The sequence below is a fragment of the Nonomuraea sp. NPDC051191 genome, assembly GCF_044455665.1.
GTDB lineage: Bacteria > Actinomycetota > Actinomycetes > Streptosporangiales > Streptosporangiaceae > Nonomuraea.
In genome coordinates, this window is the sequence record NZ_JBITEZ010000015.1 from 191,688 (window position 1) to 216,958 (window position 25,271).

General features: G+C 72.2%; 25 protein-coding genes. 15 read left to right on the forward strand and 10 right to left on the reverse strand.

Going from position 1 to position 25,271, the window contains the following annotated elements; genetic code table 11:
- The first annotated feature begins 113 nt into the window (after positions 1-113).
- The 3 genes from ACIA8R_RS38535 to ACIA8R_RS38545 all read left to right on the forward strand — a co-directional run bounded on the left by ACIA8R_RS38535 (position 114) and on the right by ACIA8R_RS38545 (position 3,663).
- Positions 114-1,310: an FAD-dependent oxidoreductase gene (locus tag ACIA8R_RS38535; protein WP_397042491.1), complete on the forward strand. Its 1,197-nt coding sequence runs from the start codon at positions 114-116 to the stop codon at positions 1,308-1,310.
- Between the two features lie 68 nt (positions 1,311-1,378).
- The gene (locus tag ACIA8R_RS38540; protein WP_357695846.1) at positions 1,379-2,716 is read left to right on the forward strand and encodes a class II 3-deoxy-7-phosphoheptulonate synthase; all 1,338 of its coding nucleotides are present in this window, start codon (positions 1,379-1,381) and stop codon (positions 2,714-2,716) included.
- 179 nt (positions 2,717-2,895) lie between these two features.
- The gene (locus ACIA8R_RS38545) at positions 2,896-3,663 is read left to right on the forward strand and encodes an SAM-dependent methyltransferase (protein WP_397042492.1); all 768 of its coding nucleotides are present in this window, start codon (positions 2,896-2,898) and stop codon (positions 3,661-3,663) included.
- Between the two features lie 37 nt (positions 3,664-3,700).
- Here ACIA8R_RS38545 and ACIA8R_RS38550 read toward each other — a convergent pair whose 3' ends face one another.
- Positions 3,701-4,552: a LysR family transcriptional regulator gene (locus ACIA8R_RS38550; RefSeq protein ID WP_397042493.1), complete on the reverse strand. Its 852-nt coding sequence runs from the start codon at positions 4,550-4,552 to the stop codon at positions 3,701-3,703.
- 26 nt (positions 4,553-4,578) lie between these two features.
- Between ACIA8R_RS38550 and ACIA8R_RS38555 the strand changes: the two genes are divergently transcribed.
- Complete coding sequence (locus ACIA8R_RS38555; RefSeq protein WP_364094517.1) at positions 4,579-5,997, forward strand: MFS transporter; 1,419 nt, start codon at positions 4,579-4,581, stop codon at positions 5,995-5,997.
- On the opposite strand, the gene ACIA8R_RS38560 is transcribed toward ACIA8R_RS38555, so the two are convergent.
- Both ACIA8R_RS38560 and ACIA8R_RS38565 read right to left on the reverse strand, forming a co-directional pair.
- Positions 5,963-6,337, reverse strand: a complete 375-nt coding sequence (locus tag ACIA8R_RS38560; RefSeq protein ID WP_357695838.1) for a thioredoxin family protein — start codon at positions 6,335-6,337, stop codon at positions 5,963-5,965. The two genes, ACIA8R_RS38555 and ACIA8R_RS38560, sit on opposite strands and share 35 nt — an antisense overlap.
- A 162-nt stretch (positions 6,338-6,499) precedes the next feature.
- On the reverse strand, positions 6,500-8,203 hold the full coding sequence (locus ACIA8R_RS38565; protein ID WP_397042494.1) for an ExeM/NucH family extracellular endonuclease: 1,704 nt from the start codon (positions 8,201-8,203) through the stop codon (positions 6,500-6,502).
- A 106-nt stretch (positions 8,204-8,309) separates the two neighbouring features.
- Between ACIA8R_RS38565 and ACIA8R_RS38570 the strand changes: the two genes are divergently transcribed.
- Both ACIA8R_RS38570 and ACIA8R_RS38575 read left to right on the forward strand, forming a co-directional pair.
- Positions 8,310-9,680, forward strand: coding sequence for a pentapeptide repeat-containing protein (locus ACIA8R_RS38570; protein WP_364094524.1), 1,371 nt, complete (start codon positions 8,310-8,312; stop codon positions 9,678-9,680).
- 53 nt (positions 9,681-9,733) lie between these two features.
- Positions 9,734-10,885: a hypothetical protein gene (locus ACIA8R_RS38575; protein WP_397042495.1), complete on the forward strand. Its 1,152-nt coding sequence runs from the start codon at positions 9,734-9,736 to the stop codon at positions 10,883-10,885.
- A 102-nt stretch (positions 10,886-10,987) separates the two neighbouring features.
- On the opposite strand, the gene ACIA8R_RS38580 is transcribed toward ACIA8R_RS38575, so the two are convergent.
- The 3 genes from ACIA8R_RS38580 to ACIA8R_RS38590 are packed head-to-tail and all read right to left on the reverse strand — an operon-like array spanning position 10,988 to position 12,088.
- Positions 10,988-11,419 carry an SRPBCC domain-containing protein gene (locus ACIA8R_RS38580; RefSeq protein ID WP_397042496.1) on the reverse strand — a complete coding sequence of 144 codons (432 nt, stop codon included), beginning with the start codon at positions 11,417-11,419 and terminating at the stop codon, positions 10,988-10,990.
- Positions 11,412-11,738 (reverse strand): ArsR/SmtB family transcription factor, encoded by a 327-nt coding sequence (locus tag ACIA8R_RS38585; RefSeq protein WP_397042497.1) that lies wholly within the window; start codon positions 11,736-11,738, stop codon positions 11,412-11,414. Before ACIA8R_RS38585 ends, ACIA8R_RS38580 begins: the two co-directional genes overlap by 8 nt.
- Positions 11,735-12,088, reverse strand: coding sequence for a VOC family protein (locus ACIA8R_RS38590; RefSeq protein WP_364094532.1), 354 nt, complete (start codon positions 12,086-12,088; stop codon positions 11,735-11,737). The genes ACIA8R_RS38585 and ACIA8R_RS38590 overlap by 4 nt, the downstream gene beginning before the upstream one ends.
- Positions 12,089-12,192: 104 nt before the next feature.
- On the opposite strand from ACIA8R_RS38590, the gene ACIA8R_RS38595 reads away from it, so the two are divergent.
- Positions 12,193-12,876 (forward strand): permease prefix domain 1-containing protein, encoded by a 684-nt coding sequence (locus ACIA8R_RS38595; protein ID WP_357695825.1) that lies wholly within the window; start codon positions 12,193-12,195, stop codon positions 12,874-12,876.
- Here the strand turns inward: ACIA8R_RS38595 and ACIA8R_RS38600 are convergent.
- Positions 12,868-13,203: a helix-turn-helix transcriptional regulator gene (locus ACIA8R_RS38600; RefSeq protein ID WP_364094536.1), complete on the reverse strand. Its 336-nt coding sequence runs from the start codon at positions 13,201-13,203 to the stop codon at positions 12,868-12,870. The genes ACIA8R_RS38595 and ACIA8R_RS38600 overlap by 9 nt on opposite strands.
- 89 nt (positions 13,204-13,292) lie before the next feature.
- On the opposite strand from ACIA8R_RS38600, the gene ACIA8R_RS38605 reads away from it, so the two are divergent.
- From ACIA8R_RS38605 to ACIA8R_RS38640, 8 genes are all read left to right on the forward strand, one after another.
- The gene (locus tag ACIA8R_RS38605; RefSeq protein ID WP_397042498.1) at positions 13,293-14,462 is read left to right on the forward strand and encodes a cytochrome ubiquinol oxidase subunit I; all 1,170 of its coding nucleotides are present in this window, start codon (positions 13,293-13,295) and stop codon (positions 14,460-14,462) included.
- Positions 14,463-14,472: 10 nt separating this feature from the next.
- Complete coding sequence (locus ACIA8R_RS38610) at positions 14,473-15,237, forward strand: cytochrome d ubiquinol oxidase subunit II (RefSeq protein WP_364094542.1); 765 nt, start codon at positions 14,473-14,475, stop codon at positions 15,235-15,237.
- Between the two features lie 7 nt (positions 15,238-15,244).
- A complete protein-coding gene (gene cydD / locus ACIA8R_RS38615; protein WP_397042499.1) occupies positions 15,245-16,969 on the forward strand; it encodes a thiol reductant ABC exporter subunit CydD in 1,725 nt (574 codons plus the stop codon).
- Positions 16,966-18,645, forward strand: a complete 1,680-nt coding sequence (cydC, locus tag ACIA8R_RS38620; protein ID WP_397042500.1) for a thiol reductant ABC exporter subunit CydC — start codon at positions 16,966-16,968, stop codon at positions 18,643-18,645. Before cydD ends, cydC begins: the two co-directional genes overlap by 4 nt.
- Before the next feature lie 82 nt (positions 18,646-18,727).
- Entirely contained in the window at positions 18,728-19,348 is a 621-nt protein-coding gene (locus ACIA8R_RS38625; RefSeq protein ID WP_357695814.1) for a hypothetical protein, read from the forward strand.
- Complete coding sequence (locus tag ACIA8R_RS38630) at positions 19,345-19,668, forward strand: transcriptional regulator (protein ID WP_357695812.1); 324 nt, start codon at positions 19,345-19,347, stop codon at positions 19,666-19,668. Before ACIA8R_RS38625 ends, ACIA8R_RS38630 begins: the two co-directional genes overlap by 4 nt.
- Positions 19,665-20,570, forward strand: coding sequence for an ABC transporter ATP-binding protein (locus tag ACIA8R_RS38635; RefSeq protein ID WP_364094552.1), 906 nt, complete (start codon positions 19,665-19,667; stop codon positions 20,568-20,570). The genes ACIA8R_RS38630 and ACIA8R_RS38635 overlap by 4 nt, the downstream gene beginning before the upstream one ends.
- The gene (locus tag ACIA8R_RS38640; protein ID WP_357695808.1) at positions 20,563-21,303 is read left to right on the forward strand and encodes an ABC transporter permease; all 741 of its coding nucleotides are present in this window, start codon (positions 20,563-20,565) and stop codon (positions 21,301-21,303) included. Before ACIA8R_RS38635 ends, ACIA8R_RS38640 begins: the two co-directional genes overlap by 8 nt.
- Positions 21,304-21,373: 70 nt before the next feature.
- On the opposite strand, the gene ACIA8R_RS38645 is transcribed toward ACIA8R_RS38640, so the two are convergent.
- From ACIA8R_RS38645 to ACIA8R_RS38655, 3 genes are all read right to left on the reverse strand, one after another.
- Positions 21,374-22,609, reverse strand: a complete 1,236-nt coding sequence (locus ACIA8R_RS38645; protein WP_364094555.1) for a trypsin-like peptidase domain-containing protein — start codon at positions 22,607-22,609, stop codon at positions 21,374-21,376.
- Positions 22,610-22,800: 191 nt separating this feature from the next.
- A complete protein-coding gene (locus ACIA8R_RS38650) occupies positions 22,801-24,336 on the reverse strand; it encodes an AMP-binding protein (RefSeq protein WP_397042501.1) in 1,536 nt (511 codons plus the stop codon).
- Positions 24,337-24,437: 101 nt separating this feature from the next.
- Positions 24,438-25,265: a MetQ/NlpA family ABC transporter substrate-binding protein gene (locus tag ACIA8R_RS38655; protein WP_397042502.1), complete on the reverse strand. Its 828-nt coding sequence runs from the start codon at positions 25,263-25,265 to the stop codon at positions 24,438-24,440.
- Positions 25,266-25,271 lie beyond the last annotated feature (6 nt).

A 25,271-nucleotide genomic window follows, 5' to 3' on the forward strand; every position in this document is an offset into this window, starting at 1 on the left:
CCGCTCCTGACCCGCTCCTGACGCGCGGTGCCCTCCACCCTTCGGCACGCCGGAGGGGCGGAGGGCTTGCCCATTTCCCCGGACAGGGAGACAATCTCATTGGGTGATGAATTATGACGTGTGTAATAGCCGGAGGCGGTCCCGCCGGGGCCGTGCTCGCACTGCTGCTGGCCAGGGCCGGCGTCGAGGTCACGCTGCTGGAGAAGCACGCCGACTTCCTGCGTGACTTCCGAGGCGACACGATCCATCCCTCCACCCTGCGCGTGCTCGGCGAGCTCGGGCTGGCGGAGGAGTTCCTCAAACTGCCCCACCGCAAGGCGCACGAGCTGCGGCTGGCGACCGACGCCGGTGACATCAGGCTCGCGAGCCTGCGCGGCCTGCCGGGCGGCTACGACTACATCGCGTTCGTTCCCCAGTGGGACTTCCTCACGCTGGTCACGAAGGCCGCGAGCGCGTACCCGAACTTCCGGCTGCTGATGAACGCCGAGGCCTACGACCTGATCCGCGAGGACGGCGCGGTGCGCGGGGTGCGCTACCGCGACCCGTCCGGCGAGCACGAGCTGAGGGCGACCCTGACCGTGGCGGCCGACGGACGGCGCTCGGTGCTGCGCGAACGCGCCGGCCTGGTCCCCCAGGACCTGAAGGCGCCGATGGACGTGCTCTGGTTCAGGCTGCCCCGGCACGACGGCGACCCCGACGACACGTTCCTGCGTGTCTCCAGCGGCCACATGATGGTCGCCATCAACCGCGAGACCTACTGGCAGCTCGCCTACCTGATCCCCAAGGGCGGCTACGGGCCACTGACCGAGCAGGGCATCGACGCCCTCAGGCGCCCGGTGGCCACGCTGCTGCCGTACCTGGCGGACCGGGTGGGCCAGATCGAGGGCTTCGACGACGTCAGCGTGCTCACGGTCGCGCTCAACCGGCTGCGCCGCTGGCACCGCCCGGGGTTCCTGTGCATCGGTGACGCGGCGCACGCCATGTCGCCGGTCTTCGGGGTGGGCATCAACCTGGCCGTCCAGGACGCGGTGGCCGCGGCCAACCTGCTCGCCGCGCCGCTCGCCGCGGGCCGGCCGATCACGGAGGCCATGCTGCACCGGCTGCAGCGCCGGCGCATGCTGCCCACGCGGATCACGCAGGCGGCCCAGCGGGTGGTGCAGAACCGGGTGATCAGCGCCGCGCTGGGGCGGCGGTTCGACCCGTCCGGGCTGCCGCGCGACGTGACCAGGATCCCGCTGCTCAACCGGCTGCCGCGGCGTTTCATCGGGTTGGGCGTACTCCCTGAGCACGTAAAGTCTCCCGAAAGCTGATAAATGCATTCTCACAACGTGGACAAGGGGGTCAGTGGGGCCGGGTCAGTGGAATACCCTCGTATCTCGTGAGCAGCAATCTCGTGGATCTCGATTCCTGGCGAGCCCTTCCCGCGGCCCAGCAGCCCGACTGGCCCGATCGCGGTGAGCTCGACAAGGTCGTCGCCGAGCTCGGCGGCCTGCCCCCGCTCGTCTTCGCCGGCGAGTGCGACCAGCTCAAGAGGCAGCTGGCGGCCGTCTCGCGCGGGGAGGCGTTCGTCCTGCAGGGCGGCGACTGCGCCGAGACCTTCTCCGGCGCGACCGCCGACAACGTCCGCAACAAGCTCAAGACGTTGCTGCAGATGGCGATCGTGCTGACCTACGCGGCGAAGGTGCCGGTCGTGAAGATCGGCCGGGTGGCGGGCCAGTTCGCCAAGCCGCGTTCCAAGGGCACGGAGGTCCGCGACGGCGTGGAGCTGCCGGCCTACCGCGGCGACATGGTCAACGGCTTCGAGTTCACGCCCGAGTCGCGTCAGCCCGACCCGTGGCGGCTGCTCAAGGCGTACCACTCCTCGGCCGTGACGCTCAACCTGGCGCGTGCCTTCACCAAGGGCGGCTACGCCGACCTGCGCCAGGTCCACGCCTGGAACCAGGACTTCGTGGGCGAGTCGCCCGCCGGGCGCCGCTACGAGCAGCTCGCCCGGGAGATCGACCAGGCGCTGGCCTTCATGCGGGCCTGCGGGGCCGAGCCCGAGGAGTTCCACACGGTCGAGTTCTACGCCTCCCACGAGGCCCTCATCCTCGACTACGACCGGGCGCTCACCCGCATCGACTCGCGCACGGGCCTGCCCTACGACGTCTCGGCGCACATGGTCTGGATCGGCGAGCGCACCCGCCAGCTCGACGGCGCGCACGTCGACTTCTTCGCCGGCATCCGCAACCCGATCGGCGTCAAGCTCGGCCCGACGACCTCGCCGAAAGAGGCGCTGGCGCTGATCGAGAAGCTCAACCCGGACAACGAGCCGGGCCGGCTCACGTTCATCACCCGGATGGGCGCCTCGAAGATCCGCGAGCACCTGCCCGCGCTGGTCAAGGAGGTCACGGCCGCCGGCGCCCAGGTGGCCTGGATCTGCGACCCGATGCACGGCAACACGTTCGAGGCGCCGAGCGGGCACAAGACGCGCCACTTCGACGACGTGCTCGACGAGGTGGCCGGGTTCTTCGAGGTCCACCGCGAGCTCGGCACGCACCCGGGCGGCATCCACATCGAGTTCACCGGCGACGACGTCACCGAGTGCGTGGGCGGCGGCCACGAGATCGTCGAGGGCGACCTCGCCACCCGTTACGAGACCGCCTGCGACCCGCGGCTCAACCGCGGCCAGTCGCTCGACCTCGCCTTCCGCGTGGCCGAGCTGTACCGGGGCTGAGCACGACGCCTTCCCGGGGCTGACCGCGGTCTCCTCCCGAGGCTGACCGCGGTCTCCTGCCGGGTTCCGCGCGGCGTGTCTCTCCGGGACGCGCCGCGCGGGCAACCGAACCGAATTCCGGTGCGGGCGGGGTCGGCACGGCTATGATCACGCGAAAGACCGAAATTTCGGGAGAAAACGTGGACAGTGCCCCCGAGGGGGTCGACCCCAACGTCCCCAACGTCGCGCGGATGTACGACTACTACCTCGACGGCAAGGACAATTTCGCGGCCGACCGCGCCGCGGCGGAGCAGATCCTCAAGGTGTTCCCCAACACCAAGGAGGCCGCCCGCGCCAATCGCGCGTTCCTGCAGCGGGCTGTCCGGCACCTGGTGGACTCGGGCGTGCGGCAGATCATCGACCTCGGGGCCGGGCTGCCCACGCAGGGCAACACCCACGAGATCGCTCCCGAGGCGCGCGTGGTCTACGTCGACTACGACTCGGTCGTGTGCGTCCACGGCCGGGCGCTGCTGGCCCGTACGGACAACGTCGACTTCCTCCAGGCCGACATCCGCGAGGTCGACCTCCTGCTGGACAAGCTGGGCGCCCTGGTCGACTTCGACCAGCCGGTCGCCTTCCTCATGCTGGCGATCCTGCACTTCATCCCCGACGAGCAGGCCCACCCGATCGTGGCCGGGCTGCGCGAGGCCAGTGCCCCCGGCAGCCACCTGGTGATCAGCCACGCCATCGACGCCAGGCCCGACACCACCCCGCAGGCCCACCAGGTCTACAACCAGGCCACGGCCGCGCTGAGCCTCAGGACCGACAAGGAGATCCTGAGCTTCTTCGACGGTTACGAGCTGGTCGACCCGGGCCTGGTGTTCCCCCAGGACTGGCGGCCCACCGAGCCGCCCGCCCTGACGAGCGGCACGGACGTCGGCTACGTCGGCGTCGCCCGCAAACCCTGACGAACCCACCGGACCGCCCGGGTCGCGGCCTCCGTGGTCAGGGCAGGGCCGCCAGGAGCTGCCGCACCTTGGCCGTCGGCGGCCCGGACGGCACGGCGAGGTGGGTGAGCACCTCGGGCTCGTCCAGGCCGGCGTAGGCGACGCCGCGGATCGGCGGCAGCTCGTCGAAGACCGGGTAGAACAGCGTCCACGACGGCCGCCCCGAGGCCAGGTCGATGAGCGTGTCGTGCAGCCCGGTGAAGGCCGGGCCCCGCGGCGGGTCCACGCCCGCCCGCGCCAGCGCCCCGGTGACCAGGTCGTGGAAGGACGGGTTGCGCTCGCGGGGGGCGAGTCGTACGGGCAGGTCGCCCAGCTGGGCGAGGCCGAGCGTGCCGGCCGTGGCCAGCGGGTGGCCGGCGGGCAGCGCCACGACCAGCGGCTCGGTCCAGGCGGGGAAGAACTCCAGACCGGGCGCGCTGTCCACCAGCCGGACGAGGGCGGCGTCCAGGTCGCCCGAGCGGACCGCCGCCAGCCGCTCGGCGAGCCCCTGTTTGCTGAGCCGGACCCGCAGGCCGGGGTCGAGCCGGTCGAGCATCGGGTACAGGCGGGTGCCGGGCGCCCGCGACACGCCGAGCCGCAGGGTGGCTCCCTCCAGGTGGCCGGTGACCGCCCGGCGGGCGCGTTCGGCCGCGGCGAGCACCTCGCGGGCCTCGGGCAGCAGCCGCTCCCCCGCCTCCGTCAGCCGTACGTGCCGGGTCGAGCGGTCGAACAGGCGCGCGCCCAGTTCGCGTTCGAGCCGGCTCACCTGCTGGCTGACGGCGGGCTGCACGATGTGCAGCCGCTCGGCCGCCCGGCCGAAGCCGCCCTCGTCGGCGACGGCGACGAAGTAGGCGAGCTGGCGCAGCTCCACTGGGGCTCCATTCATCATGATCCGTGATGGCTGTCCAGGAGAACGTCTTCTGGTTCGCCCGCTCTTCCCGCGATGGACTGGCCCGCATGAACGGGAGTGGATTGATCGGGATCAGGCTGGGCGCGCTGTTCGGCCCGGCCGTGTTCGGCGTCACGGCGGCCGGGGTCGCCCTGCCGGACGTCGCCGCCGCGCTGGGGGCGCGTCCAGGCGCGGTGGTGTGGGTGCTGACCGCGCACGCCCTGGCGCTGGGCATCGGGACGGCGCTGTTCGGACGCCTGTCGGACGCGTGGGGGGTGCGCCGCACGCTGCTGCTCGGGTCGGCGGTGCTGGCATCGGGGGCGCTGGCCTGCCTGGTGGCGCCGTCGCTGGGCACGCTCGTGGCGGCGCGGGCGGTGCTGGCGGCCGGATCGGGCGCGCTGTCGGCGGTCGCGCTGAACCTGGCGGCCACGACCGAGCCGAAGCGGCGTCATGCGGTGCTGGCCTGGTTCGGCAGCGCGATGGCGGTCTTCTCGGCGGGCGCGACGCTGGCCGGAGGGCTGGTCACCCAGGCATTGTCGTGGCGGCTCACGCTCGCCTTGCCCGCGCTGGCGCTGGTGGCGGTGCCGTTCTGCCTGCCACTGGCGCGGCGGGCGGGGTCGGGCGGACGGGTGGACGTGGTGGGCGCCGGACTGCTGGCGGCGGCGGTGTCGGCGTTCCTCGTGCTCGTCCAGTCGGCCAATCTGGGGCTGACGTGGCCGGTGGCGGCGCTGGCCGGGGCGGTGGCGGCGCTCGCGGGGGCCGCGCTGGTCCGGCGCACCCGTACGGTCGCCGCCGGGTTCGTCCCGCCCGACCTGCCCGCCGACCGGGTCTTCCGCCGGGCCGCGCTGATCGGCGTCGGCGTGTACGGCGGCCTGTTCGCCACCATGTGGGCCGCCCCGCAGCTCCTGGCCGGCGTGCACGGGTGGAACGTGCTGACGATCGGGGCCTGGCTGCTGCCGGGCGCGCTGGTGGGCGTGGTGCTGGCCAGGATCGCGGGCGGCCGGGCCTGGCTGCTGCCCGCCGTGGCCGCCGCCTTCGCCGCCTGCCTGGTCGCGGCCGGGCTCGCCGAGATGCTCGGCGGCGCACGGACGGGCGCGGTGCTGGTGGTGGTGGCCGCCTCGCTCGGGTTCCCGGCGTTCTCGCTGGCCCAGGTGGTGATCACGGGCCGGATGTCGGCGAGCTTCCCGTTGGAGCGGCGCGGCGGCGCGATGGGCCTGCTGAACCTGACGTTCTTCGTCGGCGGCGGGATCGGGCTGGGCGTGGCGGGGGCGCTGTCACGCGTGCTCGGGCTGCCCGGCACGCTCGTGGTGCTCGCGGTGTTCCCGCTGGCCGCCGCCCTGACGCGGGCCGGGGGACGCGAGGGCCCCGCCGTGCAGGCGGGACCCGCCGGAGTCAGTTCTGCTCGGCGTTCTTCAGCTCCTCGCTGAGCTCGGTCCTGATCGCGTCCATGTCGAGGGCCCGGACCTGGCGGATGAGGTCTTCGAGGGCCGGGGCCGGGATCGCGCCGGCCTGGGCGAACACCACGATGCCGTCGCGGATCGCCATCAGCGTGGGGATCGAGGTGATGTCGAAGCCCTGGGCGAGCGCCTGCTCCGCGTCGGTGTCGATCTTGCCGAAGGTGATGTCGTCGTGCTTGTCGGAGGCCGCCTCGAAGATCGGCCCGAACTTCTTGCACGGCGGGCACCACGTCGCCCAGAAGTCGAGCAGCACGATGCCCTTGTCAGCGATGTCGTTGAAGTTCTTCTCTGTTACTTCGATGGTCGCCACAAGTGGCTCCTCGCTCTTCGGTGAAATTGCAACCGTGTCAACCACGTACCCCCCACCAGCATTCCATGCCGCGGCGGCCCTCAAGCCCGATACGGCGGGCGATCTGGAACGCCGAAGGCGCGGCCCCGCGGGCCGCGCCTTCGGCTCGGGCGACGCGTGCGTTCAGTGGCCGCCGGGCAGGGTCAGGCCGATGACCAGCGGGTCGTGGTCGGAGGAGCGGTAGGCGTCCGGCTGGTAGAGGCCGGGCGGGTTGAACTCGGTGTTGTAGTCGCGGATGCGCGGCTCGTCGGAGTTGATGTGCCAGATGGTGGTGCTGGTCACCCGCTTGAGCAGCTGCTTGCCGGCGAAGGCGTGGTCGAGCTCGCCGGCCAGGCCGTCGAACAGGTAGCTGTAGCGCTGCGGCTCGGGCACGAACCGCTTGGTGAGGCTGGTCAGGCCGCCGGCCTCCAGCGTGTCGATCGGGTCCTCCTCGCCGTAGGCGTTGAGGTCGCCGAGCACGAGCGGGTTGGGCAGGTCCTGGTCATCGATGATGCCCAGCAGGGTCTGGGCCTGCTTGACGCGGGTGGGGTTCCAGCAGCTCTGGCCGTCGCCCTGGTCGGTGTCGGGGCCGTCGGCCGGGCAGGAGCCCTTCGACTTGAGGTGGTTGACGATCATGGTGAACGGCTGGCCGCCGCCCTTCCTGCGGAAGGTCTGGATCAGCGGCGGGCGGCTGAAGACGGGGTCCTGGGAGGCCCTGGTCTCGCCGACCGGGGTCAGCTTGCCCGGCTTGTAGATGAGCCCGACCTGGATGAGGTCCGTGCCGGGGTAGGGGTGGGTGAGCGCCGCGTACGTACCGGCGCCGACCTCGGCGTTGACGGCGTCCACGAGCGCCTGCAGCGCGGTCTGGCCGTTGTTCTCGACCTCCATGAGGGCGACCGCGTCGGCGTCCAGGCCCTTCAGCGCGGCCACCAGCTTGGCGAGCTGCCGCTGCTGCTCGTTGGCGTTGCTCGCGCCGCGTGAGCCGATGGTGGTGAACCAGTTCAGGGTGTTGAACGAGGCCACCTTCACGTTGCCGACCACCGGGAACGGGCGCGGCGTGCGCGGGTTGGCGTCCAGGTAGGCGATCGGCTTGGTGGGCTGGAGGCGGTACTCGCCGAAGCCGTACCCGAGCACGCCGGTGATGCCCGCGGCCACGGTCCCCGCCCGCGTGACGGGCGGCAGGGTCGCCGGGTTCTCCCTGTTGGAGCCGTCGTCGACGAGCAGCGAGCGGCTCAGGTCGTGGGCGGGGTCCACGCCGGGCCGGTCGGTGGGCTGGTACAGGCGCCCGTGCGCCGACACCGTGACCTCGCCGAAGCGGCCCAGGTTGTAGTTGTCGTCCACGGTGAGCGGCTGCGGGAAGGTGAGCAGCATGTTCTCGACGGACTCCGGCCCCGCCCCACCCGTAGCCGGGGGCAGGGTGTACGGCTGCGCCGCCACGTTGCCGGAGCCGCAGACGTCCACGGCGGTGACCGGGGACAGCTCGGTCCAGCCGTTGTACTCGGTGGCCTTGCCGGTGACCAGGACGCGGTCGCCGACCTTGACGTCCTTGAAGGACTCGCGGGCGAAGACGAACAGGCCCTCGGAGGTCCTCGGGTCGGAGTCGGGCTGCGGGTCCTGGAGGAAGAAGCCGCTGAGCTGATCGGTCCGCTGGAAGTCGCCGGTCACGACGCCTTCGACCCGTACGGTCTGGCCGGCCAGAGGACTGGCGTCGCCGCTGCCCTGCACCTCGGCGACGCGGCGGTCGGCCGGGGTGTCGCAGGGCGCCGCCGCCGTCTCGGCGAGGGCCGGGGTGGCGGTCAGGGTGCTCGCCACGAGGGCAGCGAGTGCTGCTCGGGATAAAACGCGCATGACCGGCACTTTAGAGGGATTATTGTCCGCATATTTCCACACAAAAGTGGATAGAACATTAAATCATCTAACCTTGACATTGGCGCACTGCGGGTATGACCAGTGCATGGACTGGGTCACCTGCGCGTTTTCTGCTGCCTGCCCCGGAATCGCCCACCAGCCGTCCGGCCTGTGCCTGGCGCATCTGCCGGCCGAGGACCTGCCCGCCGTCCTCGCCCGGCTGTCCCCCGGCAGGCTGCTCGACCTCCGCGGCACCACCGTCACCGCCGACCTGCTCTCGCGGGTCCTGGAGGCGACGAGTCGCAGACCGGGCCGCGCCCGGCTCGACCGGGCCAGGTTCACCGGCGACGTCAGGCTGTCGGGCGTGACGTTCGCCGGTGACGTGTCACTCGACGGGGCCAGGTTCGAAAGGCTGGCCTCCTTCTTCGGGGCGTGCTTCGAGGGGAACGTGTCGCTGGCCGCGGCCAGGTTCACGCGCGAGCTGTCCTTCCACGGCGTACGCGTCCGGGGGCACGTCTCGCTCGACCGGGCCGTGATGTCCCGCGACGCGCTGTTCGGCCAGGCCGTCTTCGAGCACGGGCTCTCCTGCGAGGGCGCCCGGTTCGACGGGTACGCCACCTTCGACGACGCCCGCCTGGGCACCGGCGGCACGTTCCGCGGCGCCAGGTTCGGCCGTACCCTCTCCTTCCGCAAGGTGCGCGGGCAGGCGGGGTTCGAGTACGCGCACTTCGCCGGCGACGCGTACCTGTCGGCCACCGGCAGGCTGTCGGCCGCGCGCGCCCGCGCCGACGGCCTGCTCGACGTGACGGTCGCGCGCTGCGGGGTGGACCTGCGGCGGGTCGAGGTCTCGGGGGCCGCCACCGTACGGCTGACCGACTCCAGCGCCGACCTGGAGGGCGCCGTGCTGCACGGGCCCGCCTCGGTGACCGGCAAGGGCCTGTCGATGCTCAGCTCGCTGCGCCAGGTGGACGCCGACAGCCTCACGCTGACCGGCCTCGACCTGTCGGCGTGCGGCTTCACCGGGCTCATGCGTCCGGCCGGGGTGCGGGTCAGGAACTGCACGTTCGCGCTCACGCCGCGCGGCGTGCGGGTCAGCCTGCGCCGTCCGATGTTGCGCTGGTTCTCGCGGCGCAGCGCGCTGGCCGACGAGCACGCCCTGCGCGGCTGGGACGCCTCCGGCGGCTCGCCCACCACGCCCGACCGGCTGGCCGCCCTCTACGCCGAGCTCCGCGGCCGGGTCGAGGACCGCGACACCTCGGCGGACTTCGCCTTCGCCGCCATGGAGATGCGCCGCCAGGCCGGCGAGCACTGGTGGCTGTCGCTGTCGTGGCTGCTGTGGGGGTACGGCATGCGCCTCGGCCGCGCGGTGGCCTGGTGCACGCTGCTCGCGGCGCTGACGGCGGCGGCGGTGTTGTGGAGCTCCACCTCGCACGCGGCCCGCCAGGCGGTCCACCACAACCCGGTCATCCACCAGTAGCCGGGCGGAAATGCGGTGGCAGGCGGCGGATCGGGCTCGCTAGGGTCGCGCCGGTGAGCATCGATCCGCTTCCGCTGCTGTGGTTGTCGGGCCCCACGGGCGCCGGGAAGTCGTCGGCCGGGTGGGAGATCTTCGCCCGGCTCGGCCGCAGCGGCGTCAAGGCGGCCTTCCTCGACGCCGACCAGATCAGCCTCTGTCATCCGGCGCCGGATGACGGCACGCATCGCCTGCGGGCGCGCAACCTGGCGGCCCTGTGGCCGGGGTTCCGGCGCGAGGGGATGGACTGCCTGGTCCTGGCCGGTTTCGTGGACACGTCCGAGGAGGTCGGCCAGTACACCGCGCTGCTGCCCGGGGCGGCGTTCACCGTGTGCCGGCTGCGGGTCCCCCACGCGGAGCTGAGGGCGCGGTTCCTGGGGCGAGGCTGGCGTCCGGACCTGGTGGAGGAGGCCGTGGCCGAGGCCGCGGCACAGGACCGCAGCCGGTACGCCGACCTGTGCGTGGACACCGGCGGGCTGACGGCTCCGGAGACGGCCCGGCTGGTGCTCGACCGGCTCGGCGGGTGGCCGCCGACCGTGCCCGCTGCTTGTCCGGCGACCGTACCCGCTGGTTGTCCGCCGACCGCGCCCTCCGGCGAGGTTCCCCTGCTGTGGTTCTCGGGCGCGACGGCGGCCGGGAAGTCGACGGTCGGCTACGAGGTCTTCGGGCGGGTGCACCGGTCGGGCGTGCGGGCCGCCTACGTCGATCTCCGGCAGATCGCCGCGCTGCGCCCGTCCAGCGAGGACGAACGCCGCCGGCTCAAGGCGCACAACCTCGCCGCGCTCTGGGACGGGTACCGGGCGGCCGGGGCCGCCTGCCTGATCGTCTCCGGCGAGGCGGACTCCGACGAGACCGTCCGCGACTGCACCCGCCTGCTGCCCGGCCTGGCGCCGACCGTGTTCCGGCTGCACGCCTCCCCCGCCACGCTGCTCGAACGCGTCCTGCTGCGCGGCCGGGGAGGCGGCCCGGCGATCCCCGGCGACGAGCTGAGGGGGCTGGACGCGGACGCCCTGCGGGCCGTGGCCGCGCGGGCGGCTCGGGAGGCCGCGGCCCTGGAGCGGGCCGGGGCGGGCGACGTGCGCCTGGACACCGACGGCCGCGCCCCGGACGAGCTGGCCTCACAGGCCCTGGCCCACCTCCCGCCACCGGGCCCGAGCCCGCTCCGGTGACCGAGCCGAGTGGCCGCGAGGGAGTCGAACGCGGCGAAGCGCCGGAGCCGGGCGGCGGCGAGGGACTCGAACGCGGTGAGGCGCCGAGCCGGGCGGCCGGGATCAGAGGGTGGCGGCGAGGGACTCGATCGTGGTGAAGTGCCGGGGCCAGCCGCCGCCCATGATCCGGCGGGAGAGCTGCTGGGTGGGGTCGTCGGGGTCGAAGCCCTCGTGGTCGAGGAACAGCCGGGTCCCCCGCCCCTCGGGCACCAGCCGCCAGGTGACCGTCCAGTCGGCCTGCTTGCGGTCGCTCCAGCTGATCCGCAGCAGCTTCTCCTCCTCGAACTCCAGCACCTCGCAGTGGACGACGCCGTCGAACCCCACCGCCTTCCTGGGCTGGGTGGTGGAGGTGAACCGGTGGCCCACCTCCAGCCGGAAGTCGTTGGGCATGAGCCAGCGGGCCATCAGCTCGGGGTCGGTCAGCGCCCGCCACACCTTGCGCGGCGGGTGCGCGAGGAACTCGTCCAGCCGGATCGCGGTCCGGTCGTCAGCCATCTTCTTCTTCCATCTCGTCGAGCAGTGCGGAGAGTCCGGCCAGCTTCCCGCGCCAGAACCTCTCGTACGGGGTGAGCCAGTCGCGGATCTCCATGAGCGGCTCCGGCTCCAGCTGGTAGTGCCGTTCCCGCCCCTTGCGGGCCTCGACGACGAGCCCGGCGTCCTTGAGCACCTTGAGATGCTCCGAGACGCTGGGCCGGCTCAGGTCGAACCGCTCGGCCAGCCGCCCGGCGGGCTGGGGCCCCTCCTGGAGCAGCAGGCGCAGCAGCTCGCGCCTGGCCGGGCTGGCCAGCGCGGTGAAGACGTGGTCGGCGGTCATGCCTGGCTGACCACGAACCCGTTGCCGAAGGGGTCGCCGAAGAGCAGCTGGCGTCCCCATGCCTCGTCGCTCGGCCCTTCGAAGGCGATCTCGTGGGCGGCGAGCCGGGCGGCGAGCGCGTCGAGGTCGGGTGCGGCCAGCACGAGCCCGCCGACGGGGGCCATGGCGGGGAACCAGGAGGCCAGCAGGAGCGTGGTCGCCGTGCCCTTGGGCGCGACGGTGAGCCAGCGGCCCATCGGGAACGGATTGTCGGTGCGCACCTCGAAGTCGAGCACACCGGTGTAGAAGTCGAGCGCCCGAGCCTGGTCGGCGACGGGCACGGTGACGGTCAGAATCCCGGAAATCAGCATGTGGGCCACTATACGTAGGATTTTTCCGACATATCAAGCCGAGGCGCGAAATATCGGGGACTTCCCTGATAGGCCAACGGCGACCTGCTCCGTAGACTGGGATCATGCGGATCGACGACTACGTGGCCGACCTCGATCGCGTGCTGTCCGGCCCCGCCGGCGCGAAGCGCGACCTGGTCGTCGAGGCGCGCGACAGCCTGTCCGACACCGCCGACGCCCTGGAGGCCGACGGGCTCGAACGCGCCGAGGCCGAGCGGCTGGCGGTCGCGGAGTTCGGCCCGGTCACCGAGATCGCCCCGGGCTACCAGAGCGAGCTGACCGCCGTGGCCGGGCGGCGCCTGGGCCTGCTGCTGTTCATCAGCGTCCCGCTGACCGCGCTCATGTGGTCGCTGGTGTGGCGAATCTATCCCGCCGACCCGGCGCTGTGGGTGGGCAGGCCCGCCTGGTACCACCTGCTCTCGCGGCTGCTGGACATCTGCCAGCTCGCGACCGGCCTGTACGGCGGCCTCGCCCTGCTGGCGCTGGGCCGGGGCGCCCGCTGGATCCGCCGCCCGCGCCTGGTGACCAGGTCGCTGGGCATCCTCGTGTGGGGCATGCTGCCGGTCGCGGGCGCCATGAGCCTCGTGCTGTCCTACAGTTCCTCCGGGCCGGGCACGATGACCGACTACCTGCCCGCGTTCCTGGCGAACCTGGTCACGACCGCGTTCTGGGGCCTGCAGATCTACGGCGCGACGCGCTGCCTGCGGGTCACCCGCGCCGGCCGGACCGCCGCGGAACCGTCAGCCTGAGGCCCGCGTGTCGGCCTGGAGCACGCCGCCGATCACGCTGGTGAACTCCCGCCAGGCCGACCGCTCCCCTTCGAGCTGCTTCCTGCCCGAGTCGGTCAGCCGGTACGTGCGCCGCTTGCGCCCGCCCACGGTCGCCCATTCGCTGGCCAGGTAGCCGATGCGCTCCAGCCGCCGCAGCGCCGGATAGACGGTGCCGGTGGGCACGCTGAGCGCGCCTCCGCTGCGCTCCTGGAGCGCCTCGATGATCGCGTAGCCGTGCAGCGGCTCCCGCTCCAGCACCGAGAGCAGCAACGCGTCCATGTGCCCGCGCAGCGCGTCTGGATTCATGTCCTAGATCCTAGACAACCGTTTCGCATGTAGCCAGTCTACATGTAGGCTGCCTATATGTAGGTAGACACAACAACGGAGTCGAGGGAATGGACGTACTCGAACTCGCCCGCACGCAGTTCGCGGTGACGGGAAGCCTGCACTTCCTGTTCGTCGTGCTCACGCTCGGGCTGGCGCCGATCGTGGCGCTCATGCACACCCGCCACGTGATCTCCGGCAGCGCGCTGCACGGAGGCATGACCCGGTTCTGGGGTCAGATCTACGTCGTCAACTACGCCCTGGGCATCGTCACCGGCCTGGTGATGGAGTTCCAGTTCGGGCTGTCGTGGAGCGGGCTGTCCGACTACGCCGGAGGCGTGTTCGGCGCGCCGCTGGCCATGGAGACCCTGGTGGCCTTCTTCCTGGAGTCCACGTTCCTCGGACTGTGGATCTTCGGGTGGGGGCGGCTGCCCAAGTGGCTGCACCTGGCCTGCATCTGGCTGGTGACGCTGACCGCGTACGCCAGCGCGTTCTTCATCATGGTCGCCAACTCCTTCCTGCAGAACCCGGCGGGCTCGGTGCTCAGGGACGGCCGGCTGGAGCTGGTCGACTTCGGCGCCCTGCTCACGAACAAGACGCTGGTGTTCTCCTTCCCCCACGTCATCGGCGCGGGGTTGCTGACCGGCGGCCTGGTGCTGGCCGGGGCGAGCGCGTACCAGTTGCGGCGCCGCACGCGGGAGTCGGTGTTCTTCGGCAGGTCCCTGCGCATGGGGGTCGGTGTGGCGTCCGTCGGCGCCTTCCTGGCCCTGGGGTTCGGCTACGCGCAGTTCGGCGGCGTCCAGGAGGGCAAGTTCGACGGGAGCACGGGCGCCGCGGTGCCGCTCGGGTTCATGATCGAGATCGGCCAGCTCCTGGCGTTCGTGCTGCTCTTCATCCTCCTGCCGCTCATCTACTGGCTGCCGCGCTGGCGGTGGACGCACGTGGTGCTGATGCTCATGACCCCGGTGCCGTTCGCGCTGGCGATCCTGGGCTGGATGGCCAGGGAGATCGGCCGCCAGCCGTGGATGGTGTGGCAGAAGCTCACCGTCGCCGACGCCCTGACGCCGGGGCTGACCTCGGGCATGGTCACGGCCTCGCTCATCGGGTTCGCCGGGGTGCTGGGCCTGCTGGCGGTCGTCGACTACGTCCTCATCGCCCGGATCGTCCGGCGGGGTCCGCGCGACCTCGACCTCGGCGCGGTCCCCGCCGACGCCCGGCCCGCCCCGGCGATGACCTTCTAGGAGTGCTGGCATGGAAGTGATCTGGTTCCTGTTCTTCGCGGTGCTGCTGGCCGGGTACTTCGCGCTGGAGGGCTTCGACCTCGGCGTCGGCCTGCTGCTGCCGGTGCTGGGCAGGACGCGCGCCAACCGCGACCGCATGGTGGCCGCCATGGCGCCGTTCGTGCTGGCCAACGAGGTGTGGCTGGTCGCGGTGGCCGGGACGCTGTTCGGCGTGTACCCGCGCCTGGAGGGCGAGGTGCTGTTCGGGCTGTATCCGCTGGTGGTGGCCATGCTGCTGAGCTGGATCCTGCGCGACGCCGGGCTGTGGTTCCGGCGGCGGCTGGACGGCGCCCGGTGGCGCGGCTTCTGGGACGCGATGATCGCGTTCGGGTCGCTGGGGCTGTCGTTCGGCTGGGGCATGGCGCTGCACGCCGCCGCCACCGGGTTCACCTCCTCGCCGGTGCATCCGGTCGGGGTGCTGCTGGGCGTGCTGACGACCCTGCTGTTCGCCTTCCACGGGTGGACGTTCCTGGCCTGGCGGGAGCCGGGAGCCTTCGGGGGCGTGCGGTCGGGGCGGGCGCTGGTGGTCTCGGGGCTGGTCTCGGCGCTGCCGGTGATCGGCCTGCTCGTGGGGGCGATGCCGTTCTTGCTGGAGCACAGCGCGCCGGCGGCTACGTTGAATGTGCTCAGTGTCATGGCGTTGCCGTTCGCGCCGATCATGCTGGGCGCGCAAGTATGGGTATGGCGGACTTTCCGGCCAGGTAAGGGCGCCGTCCCGCTCCCCTCGTTCTTCTGAAGGCCACGTGCATAAGGATCTTCTGCGGCTCATGCGGGCCGAGCGCTCGGTGCGCCGCCATCTGACCGTCACCATGGTCGCGGCCGTGCTGGCCGGGCTGCTCGTGCTCGCGCAGGCCGAGTTGCTGGCCGGGGTGCTGTCCGGCCGGTTCACCGCCGCCGCGCTGGGCGCGCTGGCCGCCGTCGTGGGCGTACGGGCGCTGCTGGCCTGGACGCAGGGCGTCTTCGCCGGGCGCACGGCGACGGGGGTGAAGTCCGCGTTGCGCCACCGGCTGCTGGCCCGCCTGGGCGAGCTGGGCCCGTCCAGGCTGACCGGTCACCGGTCGGGCGAGCTGGTCACGCTGACCGGCCGGGGCCTGGACGGCCTCGACGCCTACCTGACCGGCTACCTGCCCTCGATCGCGGTGGCGGCCGTGGTGCCGGTGGCCGTGCTGGTCCGGCTGTTCGCCGCCGACCTGGGCAGCGCGGTGATCGTCCTGATCACGCTGCCGCTGATCCCCGTCTTCGGCGCGCTGGTCGGCATGACGACCAAGGCCGTCACCGAGCGGCAGTTCCACGCCCTGTCGCGGCTCGGCGGGCACTTCCTCGACGTCGTGCGCGGGCTGCCCACGCTGCGCGCCTTCGGGCGGGCCCGCTACCAGGCGACGGTCATCCGGCAGGTCGCCGACGCCCACCGGAGCGCGACCATGCGCACGTTGCGGGTGGCGTTCCTGTCGTCGCTGGTGCTGGAGCTGTGCGCGTCGTTGTCGCTGGCGCTGGTGGCGGTGCCGATCGGGCTGCGGCTGCTCGGCGGGTCGCTGGACCTGACGACGGCGCTGCTGGTGCTGCTGCTGGCTCCCGAGGCGTACCTGCCGCTGCGGGCCATGGGGACCCGGTTCCACGCCTCCATGGAGGGGGTGGCCGCCGCCGACGCCGCCTTCGCCGTCCTGGACGACGCCGCCGGCGACCCGCCGGGCGCGACCCGCCCGTACGCCGGGCACGGCGCGCCGGAGATCCGCCTGGAGAACGTGACCGTCCGTTACCCCGGCCGCGACGAGGCCGCCCTGGAGAACGTGACGCTCACCATCGCGCCCGGCGAGCGGGTGGCGCTGGTCGGCGAGAGCGGCGGCGGCAAGAGCACGCTGCTGCACCTGGTCCTCGGCTTCCTGCGCCCGTCCGAGGGGCGCGTCCTGGTCGACGGCGCCGACCTGACCGAGCTGGACCTGGACAGCTGGCGGGCGGCCCTGGCGTACGTGCCGCAGCGCCCCCACCTGTTCACCACCTCAGTGGCCGACAACATCCGGCTCGGCGCGCCCGGCGCCACCCTGGAGGAGGTCCGCCGGGCCGCGGCCGCCGCGCACGCCGACTTCGTGGACGGGCTGCCCGAGGGGTTCGACACCGTGGTCGGCGAGCGCGGCGCGAACCTGTCGGCGGGCCAGCGGCAGCGCGTGGCGCTGGCCCGGGGCTTCTGCCGCCCCGGCGCCACGGCGCTGCTGCTCGACGAGCCCACCGCCCGCCTCGACGGCCGCAGCGAGGCCGCCGTCGTGGCCGCCACGGTCGAACTGGCGCTGGGGCGGACCGCCGTCATCGTCGCGCACCGGCCCGCGATGATCGACCTGGCCGACCGGATCGTCCGGGTGCACGAGGGCCGCGTCGTCTCCGACACCACCCGCGACCGTCCGGCCCGCCCAGGAGGCGACGATCACAGGGAGCCGCAGGGCGTGGCCTCCCTTCCCGAGGGGAGCGCGCGATGAACCGGCGCATGGGCACCCGGCTGGCCTGGGCCGTGCTGGCCGGGGCGGCCGCCGATCTGGCCGGGCTGGGGCTGATCGCGGCCGCCGCCTGGCTGATCACCCGGGCCGCGCAGCAGCCGTCCCTGGCCGCGTTGAGCGTGGCCATCGTAGCTACCAGGGCGTTCGCGACAGGCAAGGGCGTCTTCCGCTACGCCGAACGGCTCACCGGCCACGACGTGGCCCTGCGCGCCCAGGCCGGCACCCGCGAGCGGCTCTACGAGGCGCTCGTCCCGCCCCAGCGCCCCCGCCACGGCGGCGCCGACCTGCTCAGCCGCATGGTGGACGACACCGAGGCCGTCCAGGACCTGCTGGTCCGCGCGCTGCTCCCGGCCGCCGCCGCTCTCCTGACCGGCCTGGCCGCGGTCGTCATCGGGCTGTTCGTGCTGCCGGTGACCGCGCTGGTGCTGGTGGCCGGGCTGGTGGTGGCGGGCGTGCTGCTGCCCGCCGCGACCGCCGCCGCCGCGCGCCGCTGGTCGGCACGGATCGCCCCGGCCAGGGCCGCGCTCGCGGCCCGCGTGGCCGACCTCGTGCACGGCTCGGCCGACCTGGCCGCCTACGGCGCGGGCGAGCGGGCACTGTCCGGCGCGCTGGCCGCCGACGAGTCGCTGGCCGCGCTGGAGCGCCGCCAGTCGCGCGTGCACGCCGCCGCCCTGGCGGTCGGCACGCTGGCCCAGGGCCTGACGGTGGCGGCCATCGTGCTGCTCGCCCAGGGCGCGGGCGCCGGCTCGGTCGCCACGGCGGTGCTCGCGCTGACCGCGCTGGTGTCGTTCGAGCCGGTGCTGCCGCTGGCCGCGGCGGGTGAGCGCATGGCCGGGATCACCGCCGCGATCCGGCGGCTGCGCGAGGTCCGCGCCGCCGCCCCGGCCGTCACCGAGCCCGCCGCGCCCGCGCCCGTGCCGTCCGCTCCCCTGACGGTCGAGGTCGAGGGCCTCGTCGTACGCCACCCCGGCGCCGCCAGGCCGGCCCTCGACGGCGTCTCCCTGCGCCTCACGCCGGGCCGCCGGGTGGCGATCGTGGGCCCGAGCGGCGCGGGCAAGAGCACGTTGCTGGCCGCGCTGATGCGCCTGGTCGAGCCCGAGTCGGGAAGCGTCCGCGTCAACGGGGCCGACCTGCGCGACCTGTCCGGCGACGACGTCCGCACGCTGATGACCGGGCTCACCCAGGACCCGTACATCTTCCGCACCACGCTGCGCGACAACCTGCGCCTGGCCGGGCCGGACGCCGATGACGAGCGGCTGACGGCGGCCGTACGGGAGGCCAGGCTCGGCCCGTGGGTCGAGCGCACCGGCTGGGACGCCGAGCTCGGCGAGGACGGCAGGACCGTCTCCGGCGGCCAGCTCCAGCGCCTGGCCCTGGCCAGGGCGCTGCTGTACGACCCGCCCGTCCTGCTGCTGGACGAGCCCGCCGAGGCGCTCGACGAGGAGACCGCCGACCGCCTGATGGCCGACCTGCTGGACGTCATCCGTGACCGCACCACCGTGCTGGTGACCCACCGGCTCAAGGGCCTGGAGTCGGTCGACGAGGTCGTGGTGCTCGACGAGGGCCGCGTCGTCCAGCGCGGGCGGCACGACGAGCTGGTGGCCGTGCCCGGCTATTACCGCGACCTGTGGGAGTCCGAGGCCCTGACCAGGCGGTAGCCGTCCCGCCCGCCCTGCTGTAGAGTTTGCGCCGTCATCAGGTTTAAGATACAAACCTGTTTGCGGGACAAGAGGGGCAGGCATGGTGGACGACGATCACGCGCGTACTCCGGAGGAGACGCTGCGGCTGATCGAGCAGCAGCGGACCGCCACGGTCAGGCGCCTGCACGGCGACCCCGTGCTGCTCTACGTGCCCTGGGGCGTGGCCTGGCTGCTCGGCTTCACGGCGCTGTTCCTGCACTACGGCCTCGACGGCGTGCCCTACGCGCCGATCTCCCGCCCGCTGGCGCTCACGGTGCTGTTCGCGGGCATGTCGCTGGCCGGGGCGATCGCCGTCTTCGGCATGGTGAAGATGGGGGCGCAGGTCCGCGGCGAGACCTCGGCCAAGGGCATGATGTACGGCTACGCCTGGGTGGCCGGCATGATCTCCATGACGGTGCTCGCCGTACGCCTGAGCCCCCAGCTCTCCGCCACCGAGAGCGGCCTGCTGTGGGGCGGCGGCTTCATGATGCTCGTCGCCCTGCTCTACATGGCCGGCGGCGCGATCTGGACGTACTGGCCGATGTTCTTCGTCGGCGTGTGGACGGCGGTCGTCAACGGGGTGGGCGTCATGCTCGGGGCCGGCTGGCACGCGCTGCTGACGGCCGTGCTGACCGGCGGCGGCTACATCGTGACCGGGATCGTGCTGCGGCGGCGGACGTGAGCCATGGCGGGGCCGTCCCCGAGCTCGACCCGGTCATCCACGCGCAGGCCAGGCTGCGGGTGGTCGCCACGCTCAACACCCTCGGCGGGCGCGACGAGATCGCCTTCCCCTCGCTGAAGGACCTGCTCGGGATGACGGCCGGCAACCTCTCGGTGCATCTGACCAAGCTGGAGGACGCCGGTTACGTCCGCATCACCAAGACCCACAAGGGCCGCACCCCCGTCACGTACGTCGCGCTCACCCAGCGCGGACGGCTGGCCTTCGAGGACTACACCAAGGCGATCCGCGCCTTGCTCGACAACGCTGGAGGAACCCCATGACGGCCCTCGCCAGAACGGTGGAGGTCACCCGCCGCTACGGGGACGTGCTCGCGCTCGACCGCGTCTCACTCGACATCCGGGCGGGCGAGCTGGTCGGCCTGCTCGGCCCGAACGGGGCGGGCAAGTCCACCCTGATCAACCTGTTCGTCGGGCTGCGCCGCCCGACCTCCGGCACGGTCGAGCTGTTCGGCGGCTCGCCCCAGGACCCCGTGACGCGCCGCGGCATCGGCGTGACCCCGCAGGAGACCGGCCTGCCGGAGTCGCTGCGGGTCGGCGAGATCACCGACTTCGTGCGCGCCCACTTCCCCGACGCGCTCGGCAAGGACGAGCTGCTCGACCGCTTCGGCCTGAGCGACCTGGTCAAGCGCCAGGTGGGCGGGCTGTCCGGCGGGCAGAAGCGGCGTCTGGCCGTGGCGCTGGCCTTCGCCGGCCGGCCGCGCCTGGTGTTCCTGGACGAGCCGACGACCGGCCTCGACGTCGAGGCCAGGCGCACGCTCTGGGACGGCATCCAGGCCTTCCACGCCGAAGGCGGCACGGTCGTCCTGACCAGCCACTACCTGGAGGAGATCGAGGCGCTGGCCCAGCGCGTGGTCGTGGTCGGCCAGGGGCGGGTGCTGGCCGACGACACCGTGCGGGCCGTGCGCGACATGGTGGGGGTGCGGCGCGTCTCGCTCGACGCCGAGGACCTGCCCGAGCTGCCCGGCGTGCTCAGCACCGAACGCCGGGACGGCCGGATCAGCCTGCTGACCACTGATCCCGACCGGCTGGTGGTCGAGCTGGTGCGCAGCGGCACGCCGTTCTCGGGGCTGGAGGTCAGGCCGACCACGCTGGAGGAGGCCTTCCTCACCATCACCGCCACCTCGGACACCTCGACCGCTTCCAAGGAGGACGCGAATGTCTAGCCTGATCGCGGCCCACACCCGGCTGCAGCTCGTCGAGCAGTTCAGGGTGCCCATCGGAATCCTGGCCAGCTCCATGTTCCCGGCCATCTCGATGCTGGCGTTCGTGGTGCCGTTCGCGGGCGGTGACCCGGCGGCGGCGACGACGGCGACGGGGGCGCTGATGTTCTTCGGCGCCATGTCCTCGGCGGTGATCGGGCTCAGCGCCTCGGTCTCCCAGGACCGCGAGCAGCCGTGGGACCCCTACACGCGCACGCTGCCCGCCGGGCCGTTCCCGCGCCTGGCCGGGCGGATGTTGTCGACGGTGGTCCTCATGCTGCTGTCGGTGGTCCCGGTGCTGGTGGTGGCGGCGCTGCTGACGGAGGCGGTCATCACGCCGGTGCGGCTGGCCCTGGGGCTGGCGGCGCTGGTCGGCGCGGGGGTGCCGTTCATGCTGATCGGGCTGTTCCTCGGCCTGACGCTGCCGTCGAAGGCGGCGCTCGCGGTGGCCCAGATCGTCTTCTTCCCCGTGGCGATCGTGGGCGGGCTGATCCTGCCGCCGCAGATCCTGCCGGACATCGTGGAGACCATCTCGCCGTACGTGCCGTCCAGGGGCGCGGCCGAGCTGATCTGGGCGGCCATCGCGGGGGCGCGGCCGGACGGGATCGCGCTCATCATGCTGGGCGTCTGGACGGTGCTCGCGGCGGCCGCCGCCACGTGGGCCTACCGCCGTGACGAGGGCCGCCGTTTCGCCTGATGGGGGGGTGTGCCGCCGAGTCCGCAGCGATCTCAACGGCACACCCGTCTCCGGGAGGGGGTCCTGGTGTTTACTTCTTCTCTTGGAGGGTGACGGTGACCTCGCCGGACTGTCCGCCCCTCATATATGTGATCTTGACCTGTTGGCCCGGTTTGAAACCTCTGACCTGTCCAACAACGGTATCGCCTGAGTCAACAGGTGTGTCCCCAATCTTGGTGATCAGGTCCCCCTCCTTCAGTCCGGCCTTGGCCGCCGGGCTTTCCGCGGTCACCTGACGGATAAGCGCGCCGGGCACGTCGCCGGTGGCGTCGGTGACGCTCACGCCGAGGAAGGCGTGGCTGACCTTGCCGCTCTTGATGAGCTGCTCGGCCACCTGCTTGGCGGTGTTGACCGGGATCGCGAAGCCGACGCCGCCGCCGGCCGCGTCGGAGGCGATGGCGGTGTTGATGCCGACGAGGGCGCCGGCCGCGTTCACCAGCGCGCCGCCGGAGTTGCCGGGGTTGATGGCGGCGTCGGTCTGGATGACGTCGCCGATGGTGGCGCTCGGCGCCTGGCTCTGCTGCTGCTCGCCGCCGAAACCGGGCGGAAGCTGCTGGCGCTGCTCGCCGCCCAGGTTGAGGGTACGGTTCAGGGCGCTGATGATGCCCCTGGTGACCGATCCGTCCAGGCCGAGCGGGCTGCCGATGGCCAGCACGTCGTCGCCGACCTTGAGCTGGTCGCTGTCGCCCAGCGTGACCTTGGTCAGCCCCGAGACGTCCTGGGCCTTGATGACCGCGAGGTCGGTGGCCGGGTCGGTGCCCACGACGCTGGCCTTGGCCGTCCTGCCGTCGCTGAACTTGACCGTCATCTGCCCCCCGCCCTGCGAGGCGCCGACGACCACGTGGTTGTTGGTGAGGATGAGGCCGTCCTCGGAGAGCACGACCCCCGAACCCTCGCCCGTCTGCCCCTGGATCATGACCACCGACGGCTGCACCCGCTCGGCCACCTCAGCGGTGGAGAGCTGGTTGGAGGCCGACCGCAGCACCGGGCTGGGCGCGCTGACCACCTGCTGCGGCTGCGGCTGGAAGGCGGTGGCGACGGCCGCTCCCACGACCCCGCCGCCGATGGCCATCGCGGCCAGCGCCAGGCCCGCGACGGCCTTCTGCCCGGCGCTGAAGCGCGCCTTGACCAGGGCGGACGGCGGAGGAGGAGGCGGCTGCTCCATGACGATCGTGTCCCGCCGGGGGAAGCCCCCGGCGGCCGGTGGCGTGGCGCCGAACTGGCTCCAACCACCGGTGCCCTGCTCGCGAGGCTCGTTCGCGTCCATCTGTCATCTCCCTCAAGTCCCTATGGCTCAAGGGTGCCAAGGACGGCGTAAGAGCTGGTTAAGGCGTTGATCGGAACTCTGTGAGACGACTCACTCACGCCTTATCTGCGCTGCTCGCAGGCCATGCCGCCGCGCCGAGAACGGGCAAAAAAAGGTGAAATACGTGCGTATCGGCCCGTCGCAGGGGGTGGTCAGGTGCGGGCGGGCCAGTATTCGTCCCTCAGGAGGCGCTTGTAGAGTTTGCCGGTCGGGTGGCGTGGGAGCTCGTCGCGGAAGTCGACCGACTTCGGGCACTTGTAGTGCGCCAGGCGGTCCCGGCAGTACGCGATCAGCTCCGCCTCCAGCGCCGGTCCCGCCTCGGCCGCCGTCATCGGCTGGACCACGGCCTTGACCTGCTCCCCCATCTCCTCGTCCGGTACGCCGAACACGGCCACGTCGGCCACCTTGGGATGGACCGCGAGCACGTTCTCGGCCTCCTGCGGGTATATGTTCACCCCACCGGAGATGATCATGTACGAGCGGCGGTCCGTGAGGTACAGGAAGCCGTCGGCGTCGAGGTAGCCGATGTCGCCGAGGGTGGTCCAGCCGCGGCCCTTCGGGTCCTGCGCCGAGCGGGTCTTGTCGGGGTCGCCGTGGTACTCGAAGCGGGCGCCGTTCTCGAAGTAGACCGTGCCGTGCTCGCCGGGCGGCAGGTCCTCGCCCTCCTCGTCGCAGATGTGCACGACGCCGAGCAGCGAGCGGCCGACCGTGCCCCTGTGCGCCAGCCAGTCCTGGGAGCCGACGTAGAGGAAGCCGTTGCCCTCGGTGCCCGCGTAGTACTCGTGGATCACCGGGCCCCACCAGTCGATCATCTGTTCCTTGACCGGCACGGGACACGGCGCGGCGGCGTGGATGGCACAGACCAGCGACGACAGGTCGTACTTCTTCCGGGTTTCTTCGGGCAGCTTGAGCATCTTGATGAACATCGTCGGCACGAGCTGCGAGTGCGTCACCCCGTACCGCTCGACCAGCCGCAGGTACTCCTCGGGGTCGAAGCGCTCCATCACCACCACCGTGGCGCCGAGCCGCTGGAAGGACAGGCAGTAGCGCAGCGGCGCGGCGTGGTACAACGGCGCGGGCGAGAGGTAGACGCTGTCCGCCGACGGCGCGAACAGCCCCTGGATGAGCCGGACCAGCGTGTTCGACTCGGTCAGCGGGGCCAGCGAGGCGGCCACCTTGACGCCCTTCGGACGGCCGGTCGTGCCGGAGGAGTAGAGCATGTCGGCGCCCTGGCACTCGTCGGCGATCGGGGTGACCGGGCGGCCGGCCACGGTCTCCTCGTAGGAGACGAAACCCTCGGCTACGCCGTCGAGCATGAGCCGCAGCTCCACGCCCGGCGTGGCGGCGGTGATCGAGGTGGCCACCTCGGCCAGGTCCGCGCTGGAGATGAAGACCCGGGCGCCGCAGTTGTCCACGATGTAGGCGAGTTCGTCGGTCCGCAGGCGGGAGCTGATCGGCGTGTAGTACAGGCCCGCGCGGTACGCGGCCCAGGCGACGGCCAGGAAGAGCGGGTGGTTGGCGAGCATGAAGGCGACGTGGTCGCCGGGCTTGAGCCCGGCCTCGCGGAAGGCGTGGGCCAGGCGGTTGGACTCCTCTTCGAGCTCGCGGTAGGTGAGGACCTGCCCGGAGCCCGCCATGATCACAGCGGGCTTGTCGGGGGTGACGGCTGCGATGGCTCCCGGGTACATATTAGAACAGTATTCGGTCCGTCGGCGGCGGCGCTAGGGCGCGCCGAAGCCGCGGCTCCCCGGTGGAGGGCCGCGGCTTCGGCGCCGATCGACGCCGGAGGTCACTCGGCGGGGATCACCGAGCCCTCGTACTTCTGCTTGATGAAGTCCTTGACCTTCGGGTGCTGCAGCAGCTTGCCGAGGGTGACGATGCCGGCGTCCTTCTCGTGGCCGGCCTGCACGACCAGCCCGTTGACGTACGGGTTGCCCTCGGTCTTCTCCAGCACGAGCGCCTGGCTCGCCGGCTTGAGCCCGGCCTCGATGGCGTAGTTGCCGTTGATCACCGCGGCGTCCACGTCGTCCAGCGCGCGCGGGAGCTGGGCCGCCTCAAGGGGCTTGAACTGCAGCTTCTTCGGGTTGTCCGTGACGTCGCGCTCGGTGGCCGCGGTGCCCGCGCCGTCCTTGAGCTTGACCAGGCCGTTGTCGGCGAGCAGCTTGAGCGAGCGGCCGAGGTTGGTGGCGTCGTTGGGGACGGCCACGGTGGCCCCGTCGGCCAGCGCCGACAGCGAGGTGATCTTCTTGGAGTACAGGCCGAGCGGCTCCAGGTGCACCGGGGTGACGAAGCTCAGCTTGGTGCCCTTGGAGGCGTTGAAGTCGTCCAGGTAGGGCTTGTGCTGGAAGAAGTTGGCGTTCAGCTGGCCCTCGTCGAGCTGCACGTTCGGCTGGACGTAGTCGGTGAACTCGACGATCTCCAGCTTCAGCCCGGCGGCCGGGGCCAGGTTGTCCTTGACGAACTTCAGGATCTCGCCGTGCGGGACGGGGCTCGCGCCCACCTTCAGCACCGTGTCGGCCGACTCGGCGGCGGGGGTGCTGGTCGCGGACTGCGACGTACCGCATGCGGCGAGCAACAGGGACAGCGCGGCAGCACCCAAGATCGAACGGATCTTCATGTTTTT